The 16,204-nt window shown below is 65.0% G+C and carries 14 protein-coding genes; 9 read left to right on the top strand and 5 right to left on the bottom strand.

Annotated features, from left to right (window positions below):
- Positions 1 to 89: 89 nt before the first annotated feature.
- Positions 90 to 1,703 carry an MFS transporter gene (locus D7S86_RS15355; RefSeq protein WP_121087723.1) on the bottom strand — a complete coding sequence of 538 codons (1,614 nt, stop codon included), beginning with the start codon at positions 1,701 to 1,703 and terminating at the stop codon, positions 90 to 92.
- Positions 1,704 to 1,846: 143 nt separating this feature from the next.
- Here D7S86_RS15355 and D7S86_RS15350 point away from each other — a divergent pair, with 143 nt between their 5' ends.
- Complete coding sequence (locus D7S86_RS15350; RefSeq protein ID WP_121087722.1) at positions 1,847 to 2,764, top strand: LysR family transcriptional regulator; 918 nt, start codon at positions 1,847 to 1,849, stop codon at positions 2,762 to 2,764.
- 85 nt (positions 2,765 to 2,849) lie between these two features.
- Here the strand turns inward: D7S86_RS15350 and D7S86_RS15345 are convergent, their stop codons facing one another.
- Both D7S86_RS15345 and D7S86_RS15340 read right to left on the bottom strand, forming a co-directional pair.
- Positions 2,850 to 3,131 carry a hypothetical protein gene (locus D7S86_RS15345; protein ID WP_121087721.1) on the bottom strand — a complete coding sequence of 94 codons (282 nt, stop codon included), beginning with the start codon at positions 3,129 to 3,131 and terminating at the stop codon, positions 2,850 to 2,852.
- 65 nt (positions 3,132 to 3,196) lie between these two features.
- Entirely contained in the window at positions 3,197 to 4,033 is an 837-nt protein-coding gene (locus D7S86_RS15340; RefSeq protein ID WP_121087720.1) for an AraC family transcriptional regulator, read from the bottom strand.
- Between the two features lie 225 nt (positions 4,034 to 4,258).
- Between D7S86_RS15340 and D7S86_RS15335 the strand changes: the two genes are divergently transcribed.
- The 4 genes from D7S86_RS15335 to D7S86_RS29555 all read left to right on the top strand — a co-directional run bounded on the left by D7S86_RS15335 (position 4,259) and on the right by D7S86_RS29555 (position 9,807).
- Positions 4,259 to 6,511, top strand: coding sequence for a TonB-dependent siderophore receptor (locus tag D7S86_RS15335; RefSeq protein ID WP_158601971.1), 2,253 nt, complete (start codon positions 4,259 to 4,261; stop codon positions 6,509 to 6,511).
- A 35-nt stretch (positions 6,512 to 6,546) separates the two neighbouring features.
- The gene (locus tag D7S86_RS15330) at positions 6,547 to 7,518 is read left to right on the top strand and encodes an ABC transporter substrate-binding protein (RefSeq protein WP_121087718.1); all 972 of its coding nucleotides are present in this window, start codon (positions 6,547 to 6,549) and stop codon (positions 7,516 to 7,518) included.
- Complete coding sequence (fhuB, locus tag D7S86_RS15325; RefSeq protein ID WP_121087717.1) at positions 7,511 to 9,526, top strand: Fe(3+)-hydroxamate ABC transporter permease FhuB; 2,016 nt, start codon at positions 7,511 to 7,513, stop codon at positions 9,524 to 9,526. Before D7S86_RS15330 ends, fhuB begins: the two co-directional genes overlap by 8 nt.
- 101 nt (positions 9,527 to 9,627) lie before the next feature.
- Positions 9,628 to 9,807 carry a hypothetical protein gene (locus D7S86_RS29555; protein WP_158601970.1) on the top strand — a complete coding sequence of 60 codons (180 nt, stop codon included), beginning with the start codon at positions 9,628 to 9,630 and terminating at the stop codon, positions 9,805 to 9,807.
- 143 nt (positions 9,808 to 9,950) lie between these two features.
- On the opposite strand, the gene D7S86_RS15315 is transcribed toward D7S86_RS29555, so the two are convergent.
- The gene (locus D7S86_RS15315; RefSeq protein WP_121087716.1) at positions 9,951 to 11,195 is read right to left on the bottom strand and encodes an MFS transporter; all 1,245 of its coding nucleotides are present in this window, start codon (positions 11,193 to 11,195) and stop codon (positions 9,951 to 9,953) included.
- A 250-nt stretch (positions 11,196 to 11,445) separates the two neighbouring features.
- Between D7S86_RS15315 and D7S86_RS15310 the strand changes: the two genes are divergently transcribed.
- Positions 11,446 to 12,225 (top strand): DeoR/GlpR family DNA-binding transcription regulator, encoded by a 780-nt coding sequence (locus D7S86_RS15310; RefSeq protein WP_121087862.1) that lies wholly within the window; start codon positions 11,446 to 11,448, stop codon positions 12,223 to 12,225.
- Between the two features lie 42 nt (positions 12,226 to 12,267).
- The gene (locus tag D7S86_RS15305) at positions 12,268 to 13,437 is read left to right on the top strand and encodes an MFS transporter (RefSeq protein ID WP_121087715.1); all 1,170 of its coding nucleotides are present in this window, start codon (positions 12,268 to 12,270) and stop codon (positions 13,435 to 13,437) included.
- Between the two features lie 21 nt (positions 13,438 to 13,458).
- Here D7S86_RS15305 and D7S86_RS15300 read toward each other — a convergent pair whose 3' ends face one another.
- Entirely contained in the window at positions 13,459 to 14,163 is a 705-nt protein-coding gene (locus D7S86_RS15300; protein WP_121087714.1) for a Crp/Fnr family transcriptional regulator, read from the bottom strand.
- Between the two features lie 166 nt (positions 14,164 to 14,329).
- On the opposite strand from D7S86_RS15300, the gene D7S86_RS15295 reads away from it, so the two are divergent.
- Both D7S86_RS15295 and D7S86_RS15290 read left to right on the top strand, forming a co-directional pair.
- A complete protein-coding gene (locus tag D7S86_RS15295) occupies positions 14,330 to 15,097 on the top strand; it encodes a class II aldolase/adducin family protein (protein ID WP_121087713.1) in 768 nt (255 codons plus the stop codon).
- A 17-nt stretch (positions 15,098 to 15,114) separates the two neighbouring features.
- Positions 15,115 to 16,155: a 2-dehydropantoate 2-reductase gene (locus D7S86_RS15290; protein WP_121087712.1), complete on the top strand. Its 1,041-nt coding sequence runs from the start codon at positions 15,115 to 15,117 to the stop codon at positions 16,153 to 16,155.
- Positions 16,156 to 16,204: the final 49 nt, after the last annotated feature.

Genomic DNA, 16,204 nt, shown 5'->3' with positions numbered 1-16,204 from the left:
CCCGTTCATAGACGTCGCTTCATCGGCGCCGCTTAGTCGGTATCGCTTAACGGGTATCGCTTCGCAGGCGTCGCCTCGGCGTCGCGACTTCATGCGTTGTCGAGCGCACGCTCGGCGGATCGACGCACGCCGCGCAGTCCGCCCGAGAACAGCGCGTAGCTGATCAACGCGAGCACGCAGACCGCGATCCCGCCATACAGCGTGACCCAACCGAATCCATTGACGAGCGCGGCCCGGCCGACCGCATCGAGTTGCACCGCGGACAGCGACGCCGACGCGCCGACGTCGAGCGAAGCCAGATCGCCCGATGCGACACGACTCGCGAGCTGCTGCCACGATCCGGCGTGCGCGCCGGCTAGCGGCGTCGCGCTCAAGGCTTGTTCGAGATGCCGTGACACGCCCTTGACGAGCAGCGCACCCATCAATGCGATATGGATCGCGAGCGTGATGAATCGCGCACTCATGTCGATGCCCGACGCCATGCCCGCGCGCGCCGCCGACACCGAGCCCGTCGTCGTGTTCGTCACAGGCGTGTTGGTCAAACCGAGCCCCGCGCCCGCGATCAGGCAGCCGAGCACCATGAGCGTGCCGTTCGCATGATCGGCCGCGATACCGAGCCGCATCAGAAAGAAACCGATGCCGATCGTCAACAGTCCGCCGGGGATCACATAGGCCGGCGCATAGCGGACCGCGAGACGCTCGCCGATCGGCGGGAACACGAGTGTCGGCAAGGTATAGGCAAGCAGCGAAATGCCCGCGGTCAACGGCGTGTCGCCCAATGCGCTTTGGAAATAAATCGGCAAATAAATAATGAACGGCCAGAAGCTGCAATTCATGCCGGCCGACCCTGCTAAAGCACCTGAAAATGCGCGCACCTTCAAGACCGAAAAATCGAACAACGGATGCGGGCTGCGCTTTTCGACCCTAAGAAACGCGATCAAGCACACGGCGCTGAATGCCAGCGCCGTCAACGCCGACGACGATGTCACGCCTTCGTCGGCGCCATGCGTGATGAACCAGACGAAGCCGAACACGGCGGCCGACAACGTGACCATGCCGGCGACGTCGAGCTTGCGCGCTTGCGGATCGCGCGACTCACGCACACCGAGCCTGGCCAGACCCAGCACGACGACCGTGATGAGCACATGAACCCAGAAGACCCACTTCCAGTTCGACAAAGCGACGATCGCGCCGCCGACCAAGGGGCCGAACCCGAGCCCGATGCCCAGCACGATGCCCCATACGCTAAACGCTCGCGCGCGCTCGGCGCCTTGGGGAAATTGATGCGAAAGCACGGCGACGAGACAAATCAGCATCGCGCCGCCGCTCGCGCCCTGAAGAAAGCGGCTTGCGATCAGCATCGACATGCTCGATGCCAGACCGCACGCAAGCGACGCCACGCCGAACAGCAGCGTGGCGACGACAAAGACGCGCTTGCGGCCGAAGCGATCGGCCAGCGTGCCCGTCGCCATCAGCACCGTCGTGCATGCGAGCGTATAGGCATTCATGATCCATTCGATCTGCTTGAAGTCGCCGTGCAATACGACCTCGAGCGTCGGCAGGATCACGGGCACACTCGATATTTCAAGGCTGAACATCATGGCCGCCAGACACACGGCGAGCAATGCGAGGGTATTGCGGCGCGCGCGCGTCGCGGCGCTTTCGTTGAGGCAAGCATCGTGTTCGATCTCGCAGACCTGCATGGCTGACTCCGAAAAAATACGCCGCGGCTCCTGAGCGGAGACGATCGGCGAATAGGTCGAAATCAGTCTACGGGAACGAGATTCCCCTATTGGCTCAATTCAATCCCATAATAGATTCCCACCAGGAACCAATAAAACGTCCGATGAGAGAAAAGCTCGATGGGGTCGTGACTTTCGTACAGGTCGTCGAGGCCGGGAGTTTTGCGCAGGCGGCCGAACGCATGCATCTGACGCGTTCGGCGGTCGGCAAGGCCATCACGCGGCTTGAAACGCGGCTCGGTGTGCGACTGCTTCATCGCACGACGCGCACACAAACGCTCACGACCGAAGGCCACGCGTATTACGCGCGTTGCGTGCGCGCGCTCGCGGAACTCGAAAGCGTCGAAGCCGCATTCGATACGAGCCGCGTCGAACCCGAAGGACGCTTGCGCGTCAGCGTGCCCGAGGCGTTCGGCCATTTGTGCGTCGCGCCGGTGTTGCTCGGCCTCGCGCATCAATATCCGAAACTGCAGATCGACATCTCGTTTACCGATCGCTTTACGGACCTGATCGAAGAGGGACTCGATCTCGTCGTACGCATCGGCGAGTTGCGCGACAGCAGCGTACTCGCGGCGCGGCATCTCGGCGCGCAGCACATCATGATCGCGGCCTCGCCCGACTACCTGGCGAAGCACGGCACGCCGACGCGCATCGAGGAACTCGACGATCACGTGGCGATCGCGTATTCGCGCGCCGGCGCCATTGCGCCGTGGGACGTACCGGATTCGAGCGGCAAACCACAGCCGATCCGGATTCGATCGCAGGTCAGCATGGACGACATCCAGGCGATTGCGGCAGCGGCCATCGACGGACATGGGCTCGCGTGGCTGCCATGCTGGCTGCTCACGCGTTACGTCAAGAGCGGCGCGCTCGTGCCCGTGCTCAACCGGTATCGCGTGCGTTCGCAAAACGTCTATGCGGTCTGGCCCAACGTGCGTCATCTGCGCGCGAAAACGCGCGTCGCGATCGACGCGCTAAAAGCACAGATTCCCGCGATGATCGAACCGACCGACGTGCTTTGAACGCATCATGACGGATTGCGCTTTCCGAGCCGTTCACCGAGTGCATCGAGCCGATGTCGCGATACGTTCGCCAACGCGCGTCGGTTCAAGAACCCGGGAGAGCCAACCAATCGACTTCAACGCTTGGGATCCCGCTCTGCGGCGGCTGCAGCGCAGTCAACGTTAACGTAAAGCCTTCCAGGCCGACGCCGGACAAATTGATCGCATACGGCACGTCACCCAGAGCTATCGCGGAGACGAGCGGGATCGTGGAGAACCCGGCGCCGCCGCCCGACTCGAAATCGACTCGTTGCGTCGCGGACTCTCCGATTGTTCGGATACCGCTGACATCGACCGACACTACACCATTGCGCCTAGCGATCTGCATCCCCACCTCGTTTTCAAGTCCGGATCGAACGCAATCGGCGCGATCCTCGAAGCCGTGAGCATACGTCAGGTCGCTAACGCGTCCCTTGTGTCTTCAAACCGTCTTAGATAGCGCTGCGGCGTATCGCCAAGCACTTTCCGGAACATCGAAATAAATGCGCTCGAACTTTGATAACCGAGTTCGACGGCGATCGTCGACACGGGGATGCCGAGCGCGAGCCGCGTCATCGCTTCGACGAGCCGAAGCTGCTGTCGCCACTGACCGAAGCTCAGCCCCGTCTCCTCCCTGAACAGACGCGCGAGCGTGCGCACACTCGCGCCGACGCGCTCGCTCCAGAGCTCGATCGTGTCGTTGTTCTGCGGATCGGCCAGCAACTGCTCGCAGATCATGCGCAAGCGCCGATCATGCGGCAGCGGAAGCGCGCCGCTCGTCAATGCGGTCTGTGCTTTCGACAGTTCGAGCAGAAACAGCGAGACAACGAGTTCCGAGCGCGGATCCGCCTCGTCGATCGGTCCCGTGAGCGTGCCGACGAGCGCGTCGAGCAAGGGACCGACGCGCAACACGCGGCATTGCTTCCATTCTTGGACCGCGAGCGAGGCCTCCGGCGCGATCAACGCGCTGCGGACCGCGACCGCGCCGACCGCCTGAAGCTCGTGAAGCACCGTCGGCGGCAGCCAGATCCCGTGAAACGGCGGCAGCGTCCAGATGCCCGCCGGCGTCGACACGCGCAACACGCCACGCGTCACATAGATCATTTGCGCCTCTTGGTGCGCATGCCAGATCTCGCGCTCGCCGCTCCCGTATTCCCATGCGCTGACCACGAGCGGCGCCGCCGATCCCGCCGTATGGATCGCGCGCCAGGGCCAGGCCGTATGGAGATTCTCGATTTCGGCTGATTTCATCGAATTCGGGCAAGTAATTGACCTGTTTGCAACATCGATTGGCAATACACAGCGAAACGGTCGACCGTATCCTTCATGCACTTCGCCGCGCACGTAAGATCGTCCCGATTGAGTCAGTAATGATTCTCATTCTCTCACGATCCGTCGCGGCAGCCTTGGCGGCGCAGGCACACGATGCGCCGCGCCACACGAACGCTTTCTGACATGACAACGAGCACAACGGGGATGCAGCAGACAGATTTCCATCCGGCAGCGGCCGGCTCGGACCGAACGACCCACCCGCGCGAGCGACACCCGCTGCGCGCATCGATCATCGCGGCGGCCTGCATGCTCGCGTGCTCGGTCCATGCGCAGGCCGCGGGCCAGGACGACTCGACGGCGGCGCCCGCGCCGGCCGTGCAAGGCGGAGATGCGTCGCCGCCGACGGAATCGCTGCCGGCCGTCATCGTGTCCGACAAGCGCGAAACCGAGACGGCGACGGGCCCCGTGAGCGGCTTTGTCGCAACGCGAAGCGCGACGGGCACGAAGACCGATACGCCGCTCGTCGAAACGCCGCAGTCGATCTCCGTCATCACGGCCGATCAGATCCAGGCGCAGGGCGCGCAAACGGTGGGGCAGGCACTGCGTTACACGGCCGGCGTCATCGGCGAGGAATACGGCGCGCTCAACAATACGGTCGACTACTTCATGGTGCGGGGCTTCCCGAACCAGTTTCCGTTCGTCGACGGCCTGTCGACCGAAACCTATTTCACGCTGCTCGCGCCGACGGTCGATCCCTACGCGCTCGAACGCATCGACGTGCTGCGCGGACCGGCCTCGGTGCTCTACGGCCAGAACATCCCGGGCGGCATGATCAATCTCGTCACGAAGCGCCCGACCGACGATCCGCTTCACGAAGTGTCGTTCGACGTCGGCAGCTTCGGCAGCGTGGGCGGCCGCTTCGATCTCAGCGGTCCCGTCACGCAAGACGGCTCGCTGCTTTACCGCGTGACCGGCGATGCGCACGTCGACGGTTCGCAGCAGGACTATCAGACGGACAAGCGCTTCTACATCGCCCCCGCGCTCACGTGGAAACCGAGCGCGGACACGACGTTCACGCTGCTCTCGCACTTCGACTACCGGAACACAAGCATCCCCACGGTCGATCTGCCCGCCGTCGGCACGCTGTATCCGGGTCCGCTCGGCGCGACGATCGGCACGAACCTGTTCGAAGGCGAACCCGACTTCAATCAGATCCGGCGCACCGAGGTCGGCATCGGATACGAGCTCGAACACCGCGTCAACGACTGGCTGACCTTGCGCCAGAATTTCCGCTACACGCACGTCAACTTCGATGAAGAGACCGTCGGCAGCGCCGGACTCGAAGACGATCTCGAAACGCTCGACCGCTATGCGTTCGCCGCGCAAGCGAGCTCCGACAGCTTCACCGTCGACAATCAGGCGCAATTCAAGTTCGACACGGGCCCGCTTCAACATACGGCGCTCGTCGGCATCGACTATCTGCATGCGGTCGACCGCTGGGCCGAAAACGACGCGACGTCGGTGCCGTCGCTCAATCTCTACAACCCGATCTACGGCGGTCCGATCGTGCTCGGCGGCGTCGACTACAGCGTCGAGCATCATGTCGAACAGACCGGCGTCTACGCGCAGGACCAGATCCGCTTCGGCAATCTGATCGGCACGCTCGGGGTACGCGAAGACTCCGCGCATACGGACGAATACGACCGGCTCGCGGGCGAAACCGACCAAAGCAACGCCGAAAATCGCTTCACGTGGCGCGCGGGTCTCGTCTATCTGTCCGACACCGGTCTCGCGCCGTACATGAGTTATTCGACATCGTTCACGCCGGGTCTCGGCAACACGTATAACGGAGCGGCGCTCAAGCCCACGACGGGCCAAAGCTTCGAAGTCGGGGTCAAGTACCAGCCCGCGGGCCAGAAAAGCTTCGCGATGCTGTCGCTCTACAACATCCTGCAGAAGAACGTGACCGAGCCCGACTACGAGCATCCCGACGGCAACTTCGTCGTGCAGATGGGCGGCCAGCGCGTGCAGGGCGTCGAACTATCGGGCGTCGCCGATCTTGGATCGGGCGTGAGTCTGACGGCCGCGTACACGTATATGAACGGCGTGATCACGCAAAGCGATCAAGGCTATGCGGGTAATCGCGCCGTCAACGTCCCGCACAATATGGCGAGCGCGTGGCTCGACAAGACGTTCTCGGGCGGCTTGCTCACGGGCTTCGGCGTCGGCGGCGGCGTGCGCTATCTGAGCCCGCAGTTCGGCGACGAGGCCAATACGCTGCTGATGCCGTCGATGACGCTCGTCGATGCGGCCGTGCATTACGACATTCGCCACTGGCGCTTCTCGGTCAACGCGCAGAATCTGTTCGACCGCGTGTATGTGAACTGCCAGGCCGCCGACTACTGCACGTATGATCAGCGCCTGACCGTGGTCGGCCGCGCGACGTATCAATGGTGATCGACGTCGTTTGATGCGCACGGATAGATCGAGGTATGCCCCTACGCATCAGACATCATGACCGGCGCGCCCTTCTGAAGACGATCGGCGCGCTCGGATCGACGGCCGCGCTGTCCGCCTTCGGCGCATCGGGCCACGTTGCATGGGCCGCGCCCGCGCGTCCGATGCGCGTCGACGCATCGCCGCGCATCGTCTCGTTGAGTTGGGCCGGTGCGCAGATGCTGCTGTCGATCGGCATCGCGCCGATCGCCGTGACCGAGCGCTTCGACTATCCGCGCGCGGGCGCGCTGCCCCCGATGCCCGAGCCGACCCTCGATCTCGGCAGCCACGACGAACCGAATCTCGAACTGCTCGAACAGCTCGCGCCCGAACTCATCGTCATCGACACGAACCAGACGCATCTCGCCTCACGTCTCGCCACGCTGGCCCCGACTTTCACGGTCGACATCTACGATGCGCAGCACGGTCGGCCGTATGCGCGCGCCGTCGCCGAGACGCGTCGGCTCGCGACGCGCGTCGGCTGCGAACGCGATGCGCAGCGGTATCTCGACGCGGTCGGCGATGCGCTCGCGGCATGCGCGCGAACCGTATCGATGCTCGGCACACTTCCTCCGATTCTCGTCGTCGATCTCTATGACGATGGACGGCATCTCTATCTGTACGGCCCCAACAGTCTGATGCAGGATGTCATGGATCAGCTCGGCGTGCGCAATGCATGGCCGGGCTCGACCGACTCCGGCTATCTGCTGCAGGGCATCGAAGCACTCGCGGCTTACCGAGACGCGTCGATGTTCTATATCAGCCATGGCGCCTCCGACCGGATCGCGCTCCACAACCTGAGCCGCAGTCTGCTCTGGCAGCACCTGCCTTTCGTGCGCGACCGGCGCGTCGAACCGTTGCCCGGCTTCTTCGCGTACGGCGCGCTCTCGAGCGCGGTCCAGTTCGCACAGGCGCTGACGGCGGGACTCGTCGCGCTCGGCTCACAAACGGAACGCGCCCATGGATGAACGCATCGCGGCGCGCGCGATACGCCCCGCGTTTTCGATGCATCCGGCCTGGCTGACCGGCGCGCTCGCGTGTGTCGCGCTGGCGCTGTTCGCGCATCGGATCGACATGCAGTTGCCGATGCGGCTCTGGGGGCAAGCGATACGGTCGCCCGACCTCGACGACATCCGCCAACTCGTCATATACGGCAGCGATCTGCCGCGGCTCGTCGTCTGCGTGCTTGCAGGCGCACTGCTGTCTTTGGCCGGCACGATCTTCCAGCAAGTGCTGCGCAATCCGCTCGCGGAGCCGACGACGCTCGGCGTATCGGCCGGGGCTTCGCTCGCGCTGTCGATCGCCTTGCTGTTCGCGCCGCAATGGCTCTTCGCCGGGCAATCGTGGATCGCGTTCGCAGGCGCGGCGCTCGGCATGCTGTGCGTCGTCGCGCTCGCATGGCGCCGCCGCCTCGCGCCGGTCTCGCTGATTCTCGCGGGCCTGTTGTTGAATTTCTATTGCGGCTCGATCAATGCCGTTCTGATCGTGCTGCATCACGACGCACTGCAGTCGTTGTTCATCTGGGACGCGGGCGCGCTGAACCAGAACAACTGGGATGCGCCGACGACGCTGTTTCCGTGCCTCGTCATCGGCGCGGTGCTCGCCGCGATACTCGCGCGCCCGCTCACGACGTTGTCGCTGTCCGACGAACGCGCGCGGGGTCTCGGTGTCCCGCTTCGTTTCGTGAAGCTCGGCGCGCTCGCGTTGGCGGTCTATCTCGCGGCATCCGTCGTCGCGTCGGTCGGGGTCATCGGTTTTCTCGGCATGCTCGCGCCGACGATCGTCAGACTGACCGGCGCGCGCCGCTTCAAGGACCGGCTGATCTGGGCGCCGCTGTTCGGCGCCGCCTTGCTCTGGAGCGCCGACGAAATCATGCAATCGTTGACGGGCGCATGGGCGGGCATTCCGACCGGCGCGGCGCTGTCGCTGCTCGGCGCGCCGTTTCTGTTCTGGCTGCTGCCGCGTTTGCCCGCGCGCCCGGTCGTCCCCGATACACCGTCAAGCATGACGCCGGGCAAATCACCCAAGATGTCCTTCTCGATCGCATGCGGCGCGCTCGTGCTTGCGACGGCTGTCGTGATGGCGCTCGCGTTGGGCGCTTCCGCGCACGGATGGCATGCCTCGCTCGGCCACGATGCGGCGATGCTGCACTGGCGCGGACCGCGCGTCGCGGCGGCGCTCGTGGCGGGCCTCATGCTCGCGATCGCGGGCGCGATCCTGCAGCGCGTGACGCGCAATGCCATGGCAAGCCCCGAGGTGCTCGGCATTTCGACGGGCGCATCGCTCGGTCTGATCGGCCTGCTTTTCATGACGCGCGAGGCCGGCGACCTCCTGCAGATCGGCGCGGCCGGCGCGGGCGCGTTTGCGACGCTGCTCGTCTTGCTCGCGCTTGGCCGACGCCATGACTTCGCACCCGAACGCGTGCTGCTCGTCGGCGTGACGCTCGGCACCGCGCTCAGCGCGCTCGTGACCGTGCTGCTCGCGAGCGACGATCCGCGCATGAGCGGCCTGCTTGCGTGGATGGCGGGTTCGACCTATGACGTCAGCGCGCGCGATGCGGCCGTGTTCTCGATCGCGGCGATCGGGCTCATCGGCGCGACGGCCCTCTGCGTGCGCTGGCTCGACATCCTGCCGCTCGGCGAACGCGCGGCCGCGAGTCTCGGCGTGGGGACGCAGTCGAGTCAACTCGCGCTGCTGTTACTCGCGGCGCTGATGACAGGCGTCGCGACGATCCTCATGGGACCGTTCAGCTTCATCGGTCTCATGGCCCCTCATCTGGCCCGCATGCTCGGGTTCCGGCGCGCGGGAGCGCACCTCGCGGCCGCCGCGATGCTCGGCGCTTCGATCATGGTGCTCGCGGACTGGCTGGGCCGTAACGCGCTCTTCCCGCTGCAGATTCCGGTCGGACTGGTCGCGACCTTGCTCGGCGGCCTGTATTTCATGGGGCTCATGATTCGCGGCAAGGCGGCGATCTGAACAAGCCATCCGAGCCGGTGCGTCAGGGATTGTTCACGCGATTGACGATATCGTCGAGGAACCACGGGAGAATCAATTCGGTATCGGGATCCCTGACACCGATGCTGAGTCTCGGGGGTTTCGCCGCGGCGTCCGTCGAACTGGCTGCCGAAGAACCGGGCGGCGGCGGCGCATTCGAGGCCGTCCCCGATGACGCGCAACCGGAGATCTGGATGACGAGGGCCGTTGCGACCGCGAAGCAGAAGGGCTTCATGAAGGTGAACTCCAGCAATGCCGCTTGAACGATAGCGCCGATGATAAACGTCTCGGCGCATTGCTGGAGCCCGGCAAGAATGCGGGAAGAAGGACGCTCGGCGCCGTCAACGACGCCGGCCAGGACGAGAACTACAGCGAGGGCGACAACAGGGACGACAACGGTCCGCGATCAGGGCCCTTTGAAACGTGCGCCACGCGCCATCGTTGCGAACCCGATCACGGCCAGGCCCGAGAAAAGCGCCGGCAAGATGAAAACACCGGGAAGGCCCAGCGTGGCGACGCCGAGACCGCCGGCCATGCCGCCGAGCGCCGATGCGAGCGCCGTCGAACTCATGAAGATCGCCGATGCCGTCGCGACCGCATCGGGCAGCAAGCGCTGCGCGACCAGAATGCCGAGCACCATGAAGACGCCCCAGACCGCGCCCATCAGAATCTGCCCCGCGAACATACCCGTCGCGGACGGCCAGAACGCGAAACAAAGATTCGCCCCCACGCTCAAGGCGGCTGCGATAGACATCAGCCACACCTGTCCCAAGCGACGACCGAGGCCGATGCTGAACGGCATGATCAGAAGCTCGATGAAGGGCTGAATGCCGATGACCGCGCCACGAACGGCGGGACTCAGCTTGAGATGCTCTTCCATATACAGCAGCAGGAAGCCGTATTTGATCGGCTCGCCCGCATAGACCAGTACGAAAAGCCCTGTAAACGCGAGCAGCGGAAGCATCGCCCGCACGCTCGCATGGCCATGCGCTTCATGCGCCGATTTCGGCTTGGGCCGCACGCTCGGGTTCAGCGCGACGAGCGGCGCGAGCTGCAACAGCGTGCAGATTGCCGTCATCCATAGCATCGGGCGCAGTCCATACGTCGCGGCGACCCACGCGCCCAGCACGGGACCGACGATCCAGCCCCCCGTCAGCGCCATCCGGATGATCGCGACGACGCTTTCGTTCGCATCGTCGGGCTTGCGGCTCAGTTCGTCGTGGACGGCGGCGAACACCTGCGACGCCGTGGCGCCCGCGACGGACAGCAAGACGATGGCGGCGACGAACGGCATCCAGACCGCCGTCGAAAGCGCGAGCCCGGCCCAACCCAAGAAGCCCGCCACCGCGCACAACCGGAACAGACCGAGGCGATTGCCCGTCCGGTCGGAATAGCGGCCCACGACATAGCCCGCGATCGGCGCGCCGAGGCTCGTCAAGTAATAGAACCCGGCCAACGGCAACGAAGCGCCGAGTTCCTTCACCAGAAACAGCACGATCTGCGGCGCGGCGGCCGACGTGCCGAGTCCCGACAGAAACATCGCGATCGTCGCGCCGAGTAACAGCCTCGATGCGGCGATCTGTTGCAGTGCGGACCGATTGCCGGTCGAGTCGGTTGTCGTGACGGATTCACCGCCGATTGGATCAGACATCGTTCAGTCCCCTTCCCTGTGCGCGATCACGCGTTCTTGAATATGTTCGATAGACGTGAGCTCGGTCACGCACGCGAAGCCTATCGTGCCCCGTACGTCATGGCTATGGTCCATTCAAACTGGTCAGATCCTCGTGCTCGAAATGCGCGCGCGCACGTGCGACGACCCTACTTGCGTTGCCGAGGACATCGCCCATTCATGCACGATTGTGCACGTTTACATTCTTGATCATGCACGATATCATGCGCCCATGAACGACAATATCCCCCTCGCGCGGCGCGACGAGATTGCGCTTCGGCTCGCGCAAGGCCAACCCGTCGTGGCCGCGACGCTCGCACTCGAATTCGCCGTTTCGGAAGACGCGATCCGCCGCGATCTCCGCGCGCTCGCGGCCGCGGGGCTGTGCCGCCGCGTCTATGGCGGCGCATTGCCGATCACGGCCGCGTCCGCGCCGATGTCGGCGCGCATGGATGCGGCGCGCGAAAGAAAAGCGGCATTGGCGCGCGCGGCCGCGTCGCTGATCGAGCCCGGTGAGCTCCTGTTTCTCGACAGCGGCAGCACGCATCTCGCGCTCGTCGAGTTCCTGCCCGAAGACAGCGATCTCGTCGTGGCCACGAATTCCGTCGATATCGCCGCGGCCGTGCTGCGCCGCGCCGATCTGAAGCTCATCATGATCGGCGGGGCGGTCGATCCGGACGTCGGCGGATGTATCGATGCGAATGCGGTGCACAGCGTCGCGCAGATGAACATCGACCGGTGCTGGATCGGCGCATGCGCGGTGTCGCCCAAAGGCGGCATCAGCGCGTTCAGTCTCGCGGACGCGACCTTCAAACGCGCGGTCCTCGCCGCGAGCACGCACAACGCGGTGCTCGCGACGACGGACAAGTTCGCCGCGCGAGCCCAGCATCGCGTCGCGGCGCTCGCGGCGATCGAATACATCGTCGTCGAACACGATCTGCCGCGCGTACAGCGCGCCTCCGTATCGAAAGCGGGCGCGAAGGTCATCGTCGCCGAGCCCGCCGAGCGCTAAGCGCGCCGCACATCCCCTCTGCTTTCCCCATTCAGGATCGACATGCATTCAGATCAGCCGGCAGCCCGGCTTGCCACACGTCTCGCATTTCTCGTGGCCGGATTCGGCGTCGCATGCTGGGCGCCGCTCGTCCCGTTCGCCAAGCAACGGATCGGCGCCGATGACGGCGTGCTCGGCATGCTGCTGCTCTGCATCGGTCTCGGCTCCGTGGCGTCGATGCTGCTCACGGGTGCGATCAGCGCGCGCTACGGCAGCAAACGCGTCATCGTCGCGGGCGGAATCGGGTTGTCGATCATGCTGCCGGTGCTGACCGTCGTCAGTACGCCGGCGGCGCTCGCGATCGCGCTGCTGGCGTTCGGCGCGTCGCTCGGCTCACTCGATGTCGCGATGAATATCCACGCGATCGAAGTCGAACGCATCGAGGCGCGTCCTCTGATATCCGGCTTTCACGCGTTGTTCAGCGTCGGCGGATTTGCGGGTTCGACGTTGATGACGTTTCTCCTCTCGATGCATGTCGACACGCTGACGAGCACGGCGATCTGCGCGATCCTCATGCTGGCCGCGACCTTGCTTGCGCGGCCGCGCTTGCTCGATACCGCGCAAAAGAGCGATGCGCCGCTGTTCGTCTTACCGCGCGGCGTGGTGCTGTTGCTCGCCGCGCTGACGGCGATCACGTTTCTTGTCGAAGGCGCGCTGCTCGACTGGAGCGCCTTGCTCATTACCGGAAAGGGACTCGTCGACGCTGCGCGCGGTGGCGCGGGCTATATGCTGTTCTCGATCGCGATGACCGCCGGCCGCTTGAGCGGCGATGCGATCACGGCACGATTCGGCGATCGGACGGTGATGTTCTGGGGCGGCGTGCTCGCGACGGCAGGGTTCGTGCTCGTGCTGATCGCGCCGAATGCCGTGTTGGCGATGTCGGGCTTCCTGCTCGTCGGACTCGGAGCGTCCAACGTCGTACCCGTGTTGTTCCGCAAGGCCGGTGCGCAACGCGCGATGCCGTCCGCGCTCGCCGTCGCGGCCATTACGATGACGGGCTATGCGGGTAACCTCGTGGGGCCGGCGGGCGTGGGCTTCGTCGCCCATCGAATCGGCCTGCCGGGCGCATTCTGGATTCTCGCCGCGTTGCTGTGCCTCGTACCGTGCTGCGCGCGGATGGCGACGACGGCCCGGCCCCGAACGACGATGGATGCTGCACGGCAGCGACAATGACAACGACAGCAACGCGCGGTGTCACATCGCAGCGTCGCCGACACTCGCCGCGCGCAACCGGTCGAAGTCCAGAATCGCGATTTCCCCTGATTTCAAGCTCAGAATCCGTTGGTCTTCAAGTTGTCTCAGGAGTTGGTTCGTGGTTTGCCGCGACAGTGACACCATCGACGCCAGACTCTCTTGCGAAACGCGGATCCGGGTCTGCGACGCATTGAGCCCCCCATAGCCTTCCGCAATCGTCAGCAGCCGGCGGGCCACGCGTTGCGCCGCGGATAGCAGCGTGGCCGCTTCGGCGTTCTCGAACGAGATCCGCAGCCTTTGCGCCATCAGCATCGCGACATCGCGCCAATAGCCGGGCGTCGCGTCGAGCAGGCCGCGTAAGGCGGCTTCAGGCACATGGAGCAACAGCGTCTTGCTGACGGCGGTCACGTCGTTCGGGCGCGGCAATCCGTCGAAGAGCGAAATCTCCCCAAGCCAGGCGGTCGGCCCGAGCACCGCGAGCAAGGCCTCTTTGCCGTCGACGCCGACCGTGCCGATCGCGACCGCGCCGCCGAGCACCGCGTACAAACCATCGGCAGGATCGCCGCGCCGATAGAGCGCTTGGCCTTTTTCCAGCGTCAGCAAGCCCGCGTGGGCGATCAGTGCGTCGCGCAACGCTTCAGGGAGGCCCCGAAACCAGGACGTCGTTTCGAGTTGCATGCGATAGCGGTGCAGGCTGGAATCCATGGTCGTGTCGAGCTGTCGGGTACGCGACAGATTCTAGGCGCGTTCGCGGACATGATGGGGTCTCGCATCCGACGCGGCCCCGCCTCTTCAACGCGCCTCGACCGCAGATACGGTCACGCCGAACCGGATGTTCCTTCGTTTGCATCCTTGAATAGGGAGTATCGACGTGGCCTCATCTGCATCGAGCCTGACCGGCGGCATCTCCGCCGCCGAATGGGACGCGCGGGTCAATCTCGCGGCCGCTTACCGCCTCACCGCGCTGTTCGGCTGGGACGACCTCGTGTTTACGCACATCTCGGCGCGCGTGCCCGGTCCCGAGCACCATTTCCTCATCAATCCGTACGGCATGATGTTCGACGAAATCACGGCATCGTCCCTGGTCAAGATCGACCGCGACGGCCGCAAGGTCGACGACTCGCCCTACGACGTGAATCCCGCGGGTTTCACGATCCACAGCGCCATTCATGCGGCGCGCGAGGATGCGCATTGCGTCATGCATACGCACTCGGTCAACGGCGTCGCGGTCTCCGCGCAGGAAGCGGGCTTGCTGCCGCTCTCGCAACAATCGCTCGGCGTACTCGCCTCGCTCGGCCAGCACGACTACGAGGGCATCGCGCTCAACGCGGACGAAAAGCCGCGGCTGGTGCGCGACCTCGGCCACCACACGTATCTGATGTTGCGCAATCACGGCTTGTTGACGGTCGGCGCGACACCCGCCGACGCGTTTGTCGCCATGTATTTTTTCGAAGCTGCCTGCATGATTCAGGTCCGTGCCCAATCGGGCGGCGGAACACTGAGGCCGATCCCGCAGCCGATTCTCGACGGCATCAAGCAGCAGATCGGACAAGTCACGCGCGGCGTGACGCCAGGCGCGCTCGTATGGCCCGGGCTGTTGCGCAGGCTTGACCGGCGCAATCCCGGATACGCAGACTAAGACACAAGAGAAGCACTATGGCAAAGATCTTTATCTACGGCGCGGGCTCGATCGGCTGCTATGTCGGCGGACGCCTGCTTGCGGCGGGCGGCGACGTCGGTTTCGTGGGACGCGCGCGCATGGCCGACGCCTTGCGCAATGAAGGCATCACGCTGTCGCGATTCGACAATAGCCTCTGGCATGTGCCGTCCGAGCGCATCGACGTCACGACGGATATCGCGCGCGTCGCCGAGGCCGATCTCGTCCTCGTGACGGTGAAGTCCGCCGCGACGGCGACCGCCGCGCAAGAACTCGATACGGTATTGCGCCCGGGCACGGTCGTCGTGAGTTTCCAGAACGGCGTGGGCAACGCCGACGTGCTGCGCGCCGCGATGCCGCATCAGACCGTGCTCGAAGGCATGGTGCCGTTCAACGTCATCGAGCGCGGTCCGGGCGCGTTTCATCAAGGATCGGCGGGCGAGCTCGAGATCAAGCATTCGGTCGCCATGCAACCGTTCGTCGACGCGTTCAGAAAGGCCGGACTGCCGCTCGTCGAGCACGCCGACATGGTGCGCGTGCAATGGGCGAAGCTGCTGCTCAATCTCAACAATGCGATCAATGCGCTCGCGAATCGGCCGCTCAAGGAAGAGCTCTCGCAACGCGCCTACCGTCTCTGCCTCGCGATGGCGCAAAAGGAAGCGCTGGCGCTGCTCAAGCGCGCCGGCATCCGCCCCGCGAAAGTGACGCCGCTCCCGGCGACATGGATCCCGCATGTGCTGAGCGTGCCCGATGCCTGGTTCGAACGGCTGGGCCGCACGATGCTGACGATCGATCCGCTTGCGCGCTCGTCGATGTCGGACGATCTGGCCGCGGGACGCGCCACGGAAGTCGACTGGATCAACGGCGAAGTCGTGCGCCTCGCGCAACGGCTCGGGCAAGCGGCGCCGGTGAACGCACGCTTGTGCGAACTGGTCCACGATGCCGAACGCAGCGCGGGGCGACCCGCATGGGCGGGCGATGCGTTACTGGCGGAGTTGCAAGCGGCGACGCGTCGTCGCGTGGCGCCGGGCAAGCACTGACATACCGAGCGCGCGCCGCTCGCGTCAGATGCCCATCGGCACGATTCTC

Origin of the sequence: Pararobbsia silviterrae, assembly GCF_003628125.1 — a bacterium.
In the GTDB taxonomy this organism is placed as follows: domain Bacteria; phylum Pseudomonadota; class Gammaproteobacteria; order Burkholderiales; family Burkholderiaceae; genus Pararobbsia; species Pararobbsia silviterrae.
Note: the sequence above shows the minus strand (reverse complement) of the source record. Positions and strands in the feature narration are given on the sequence as shown.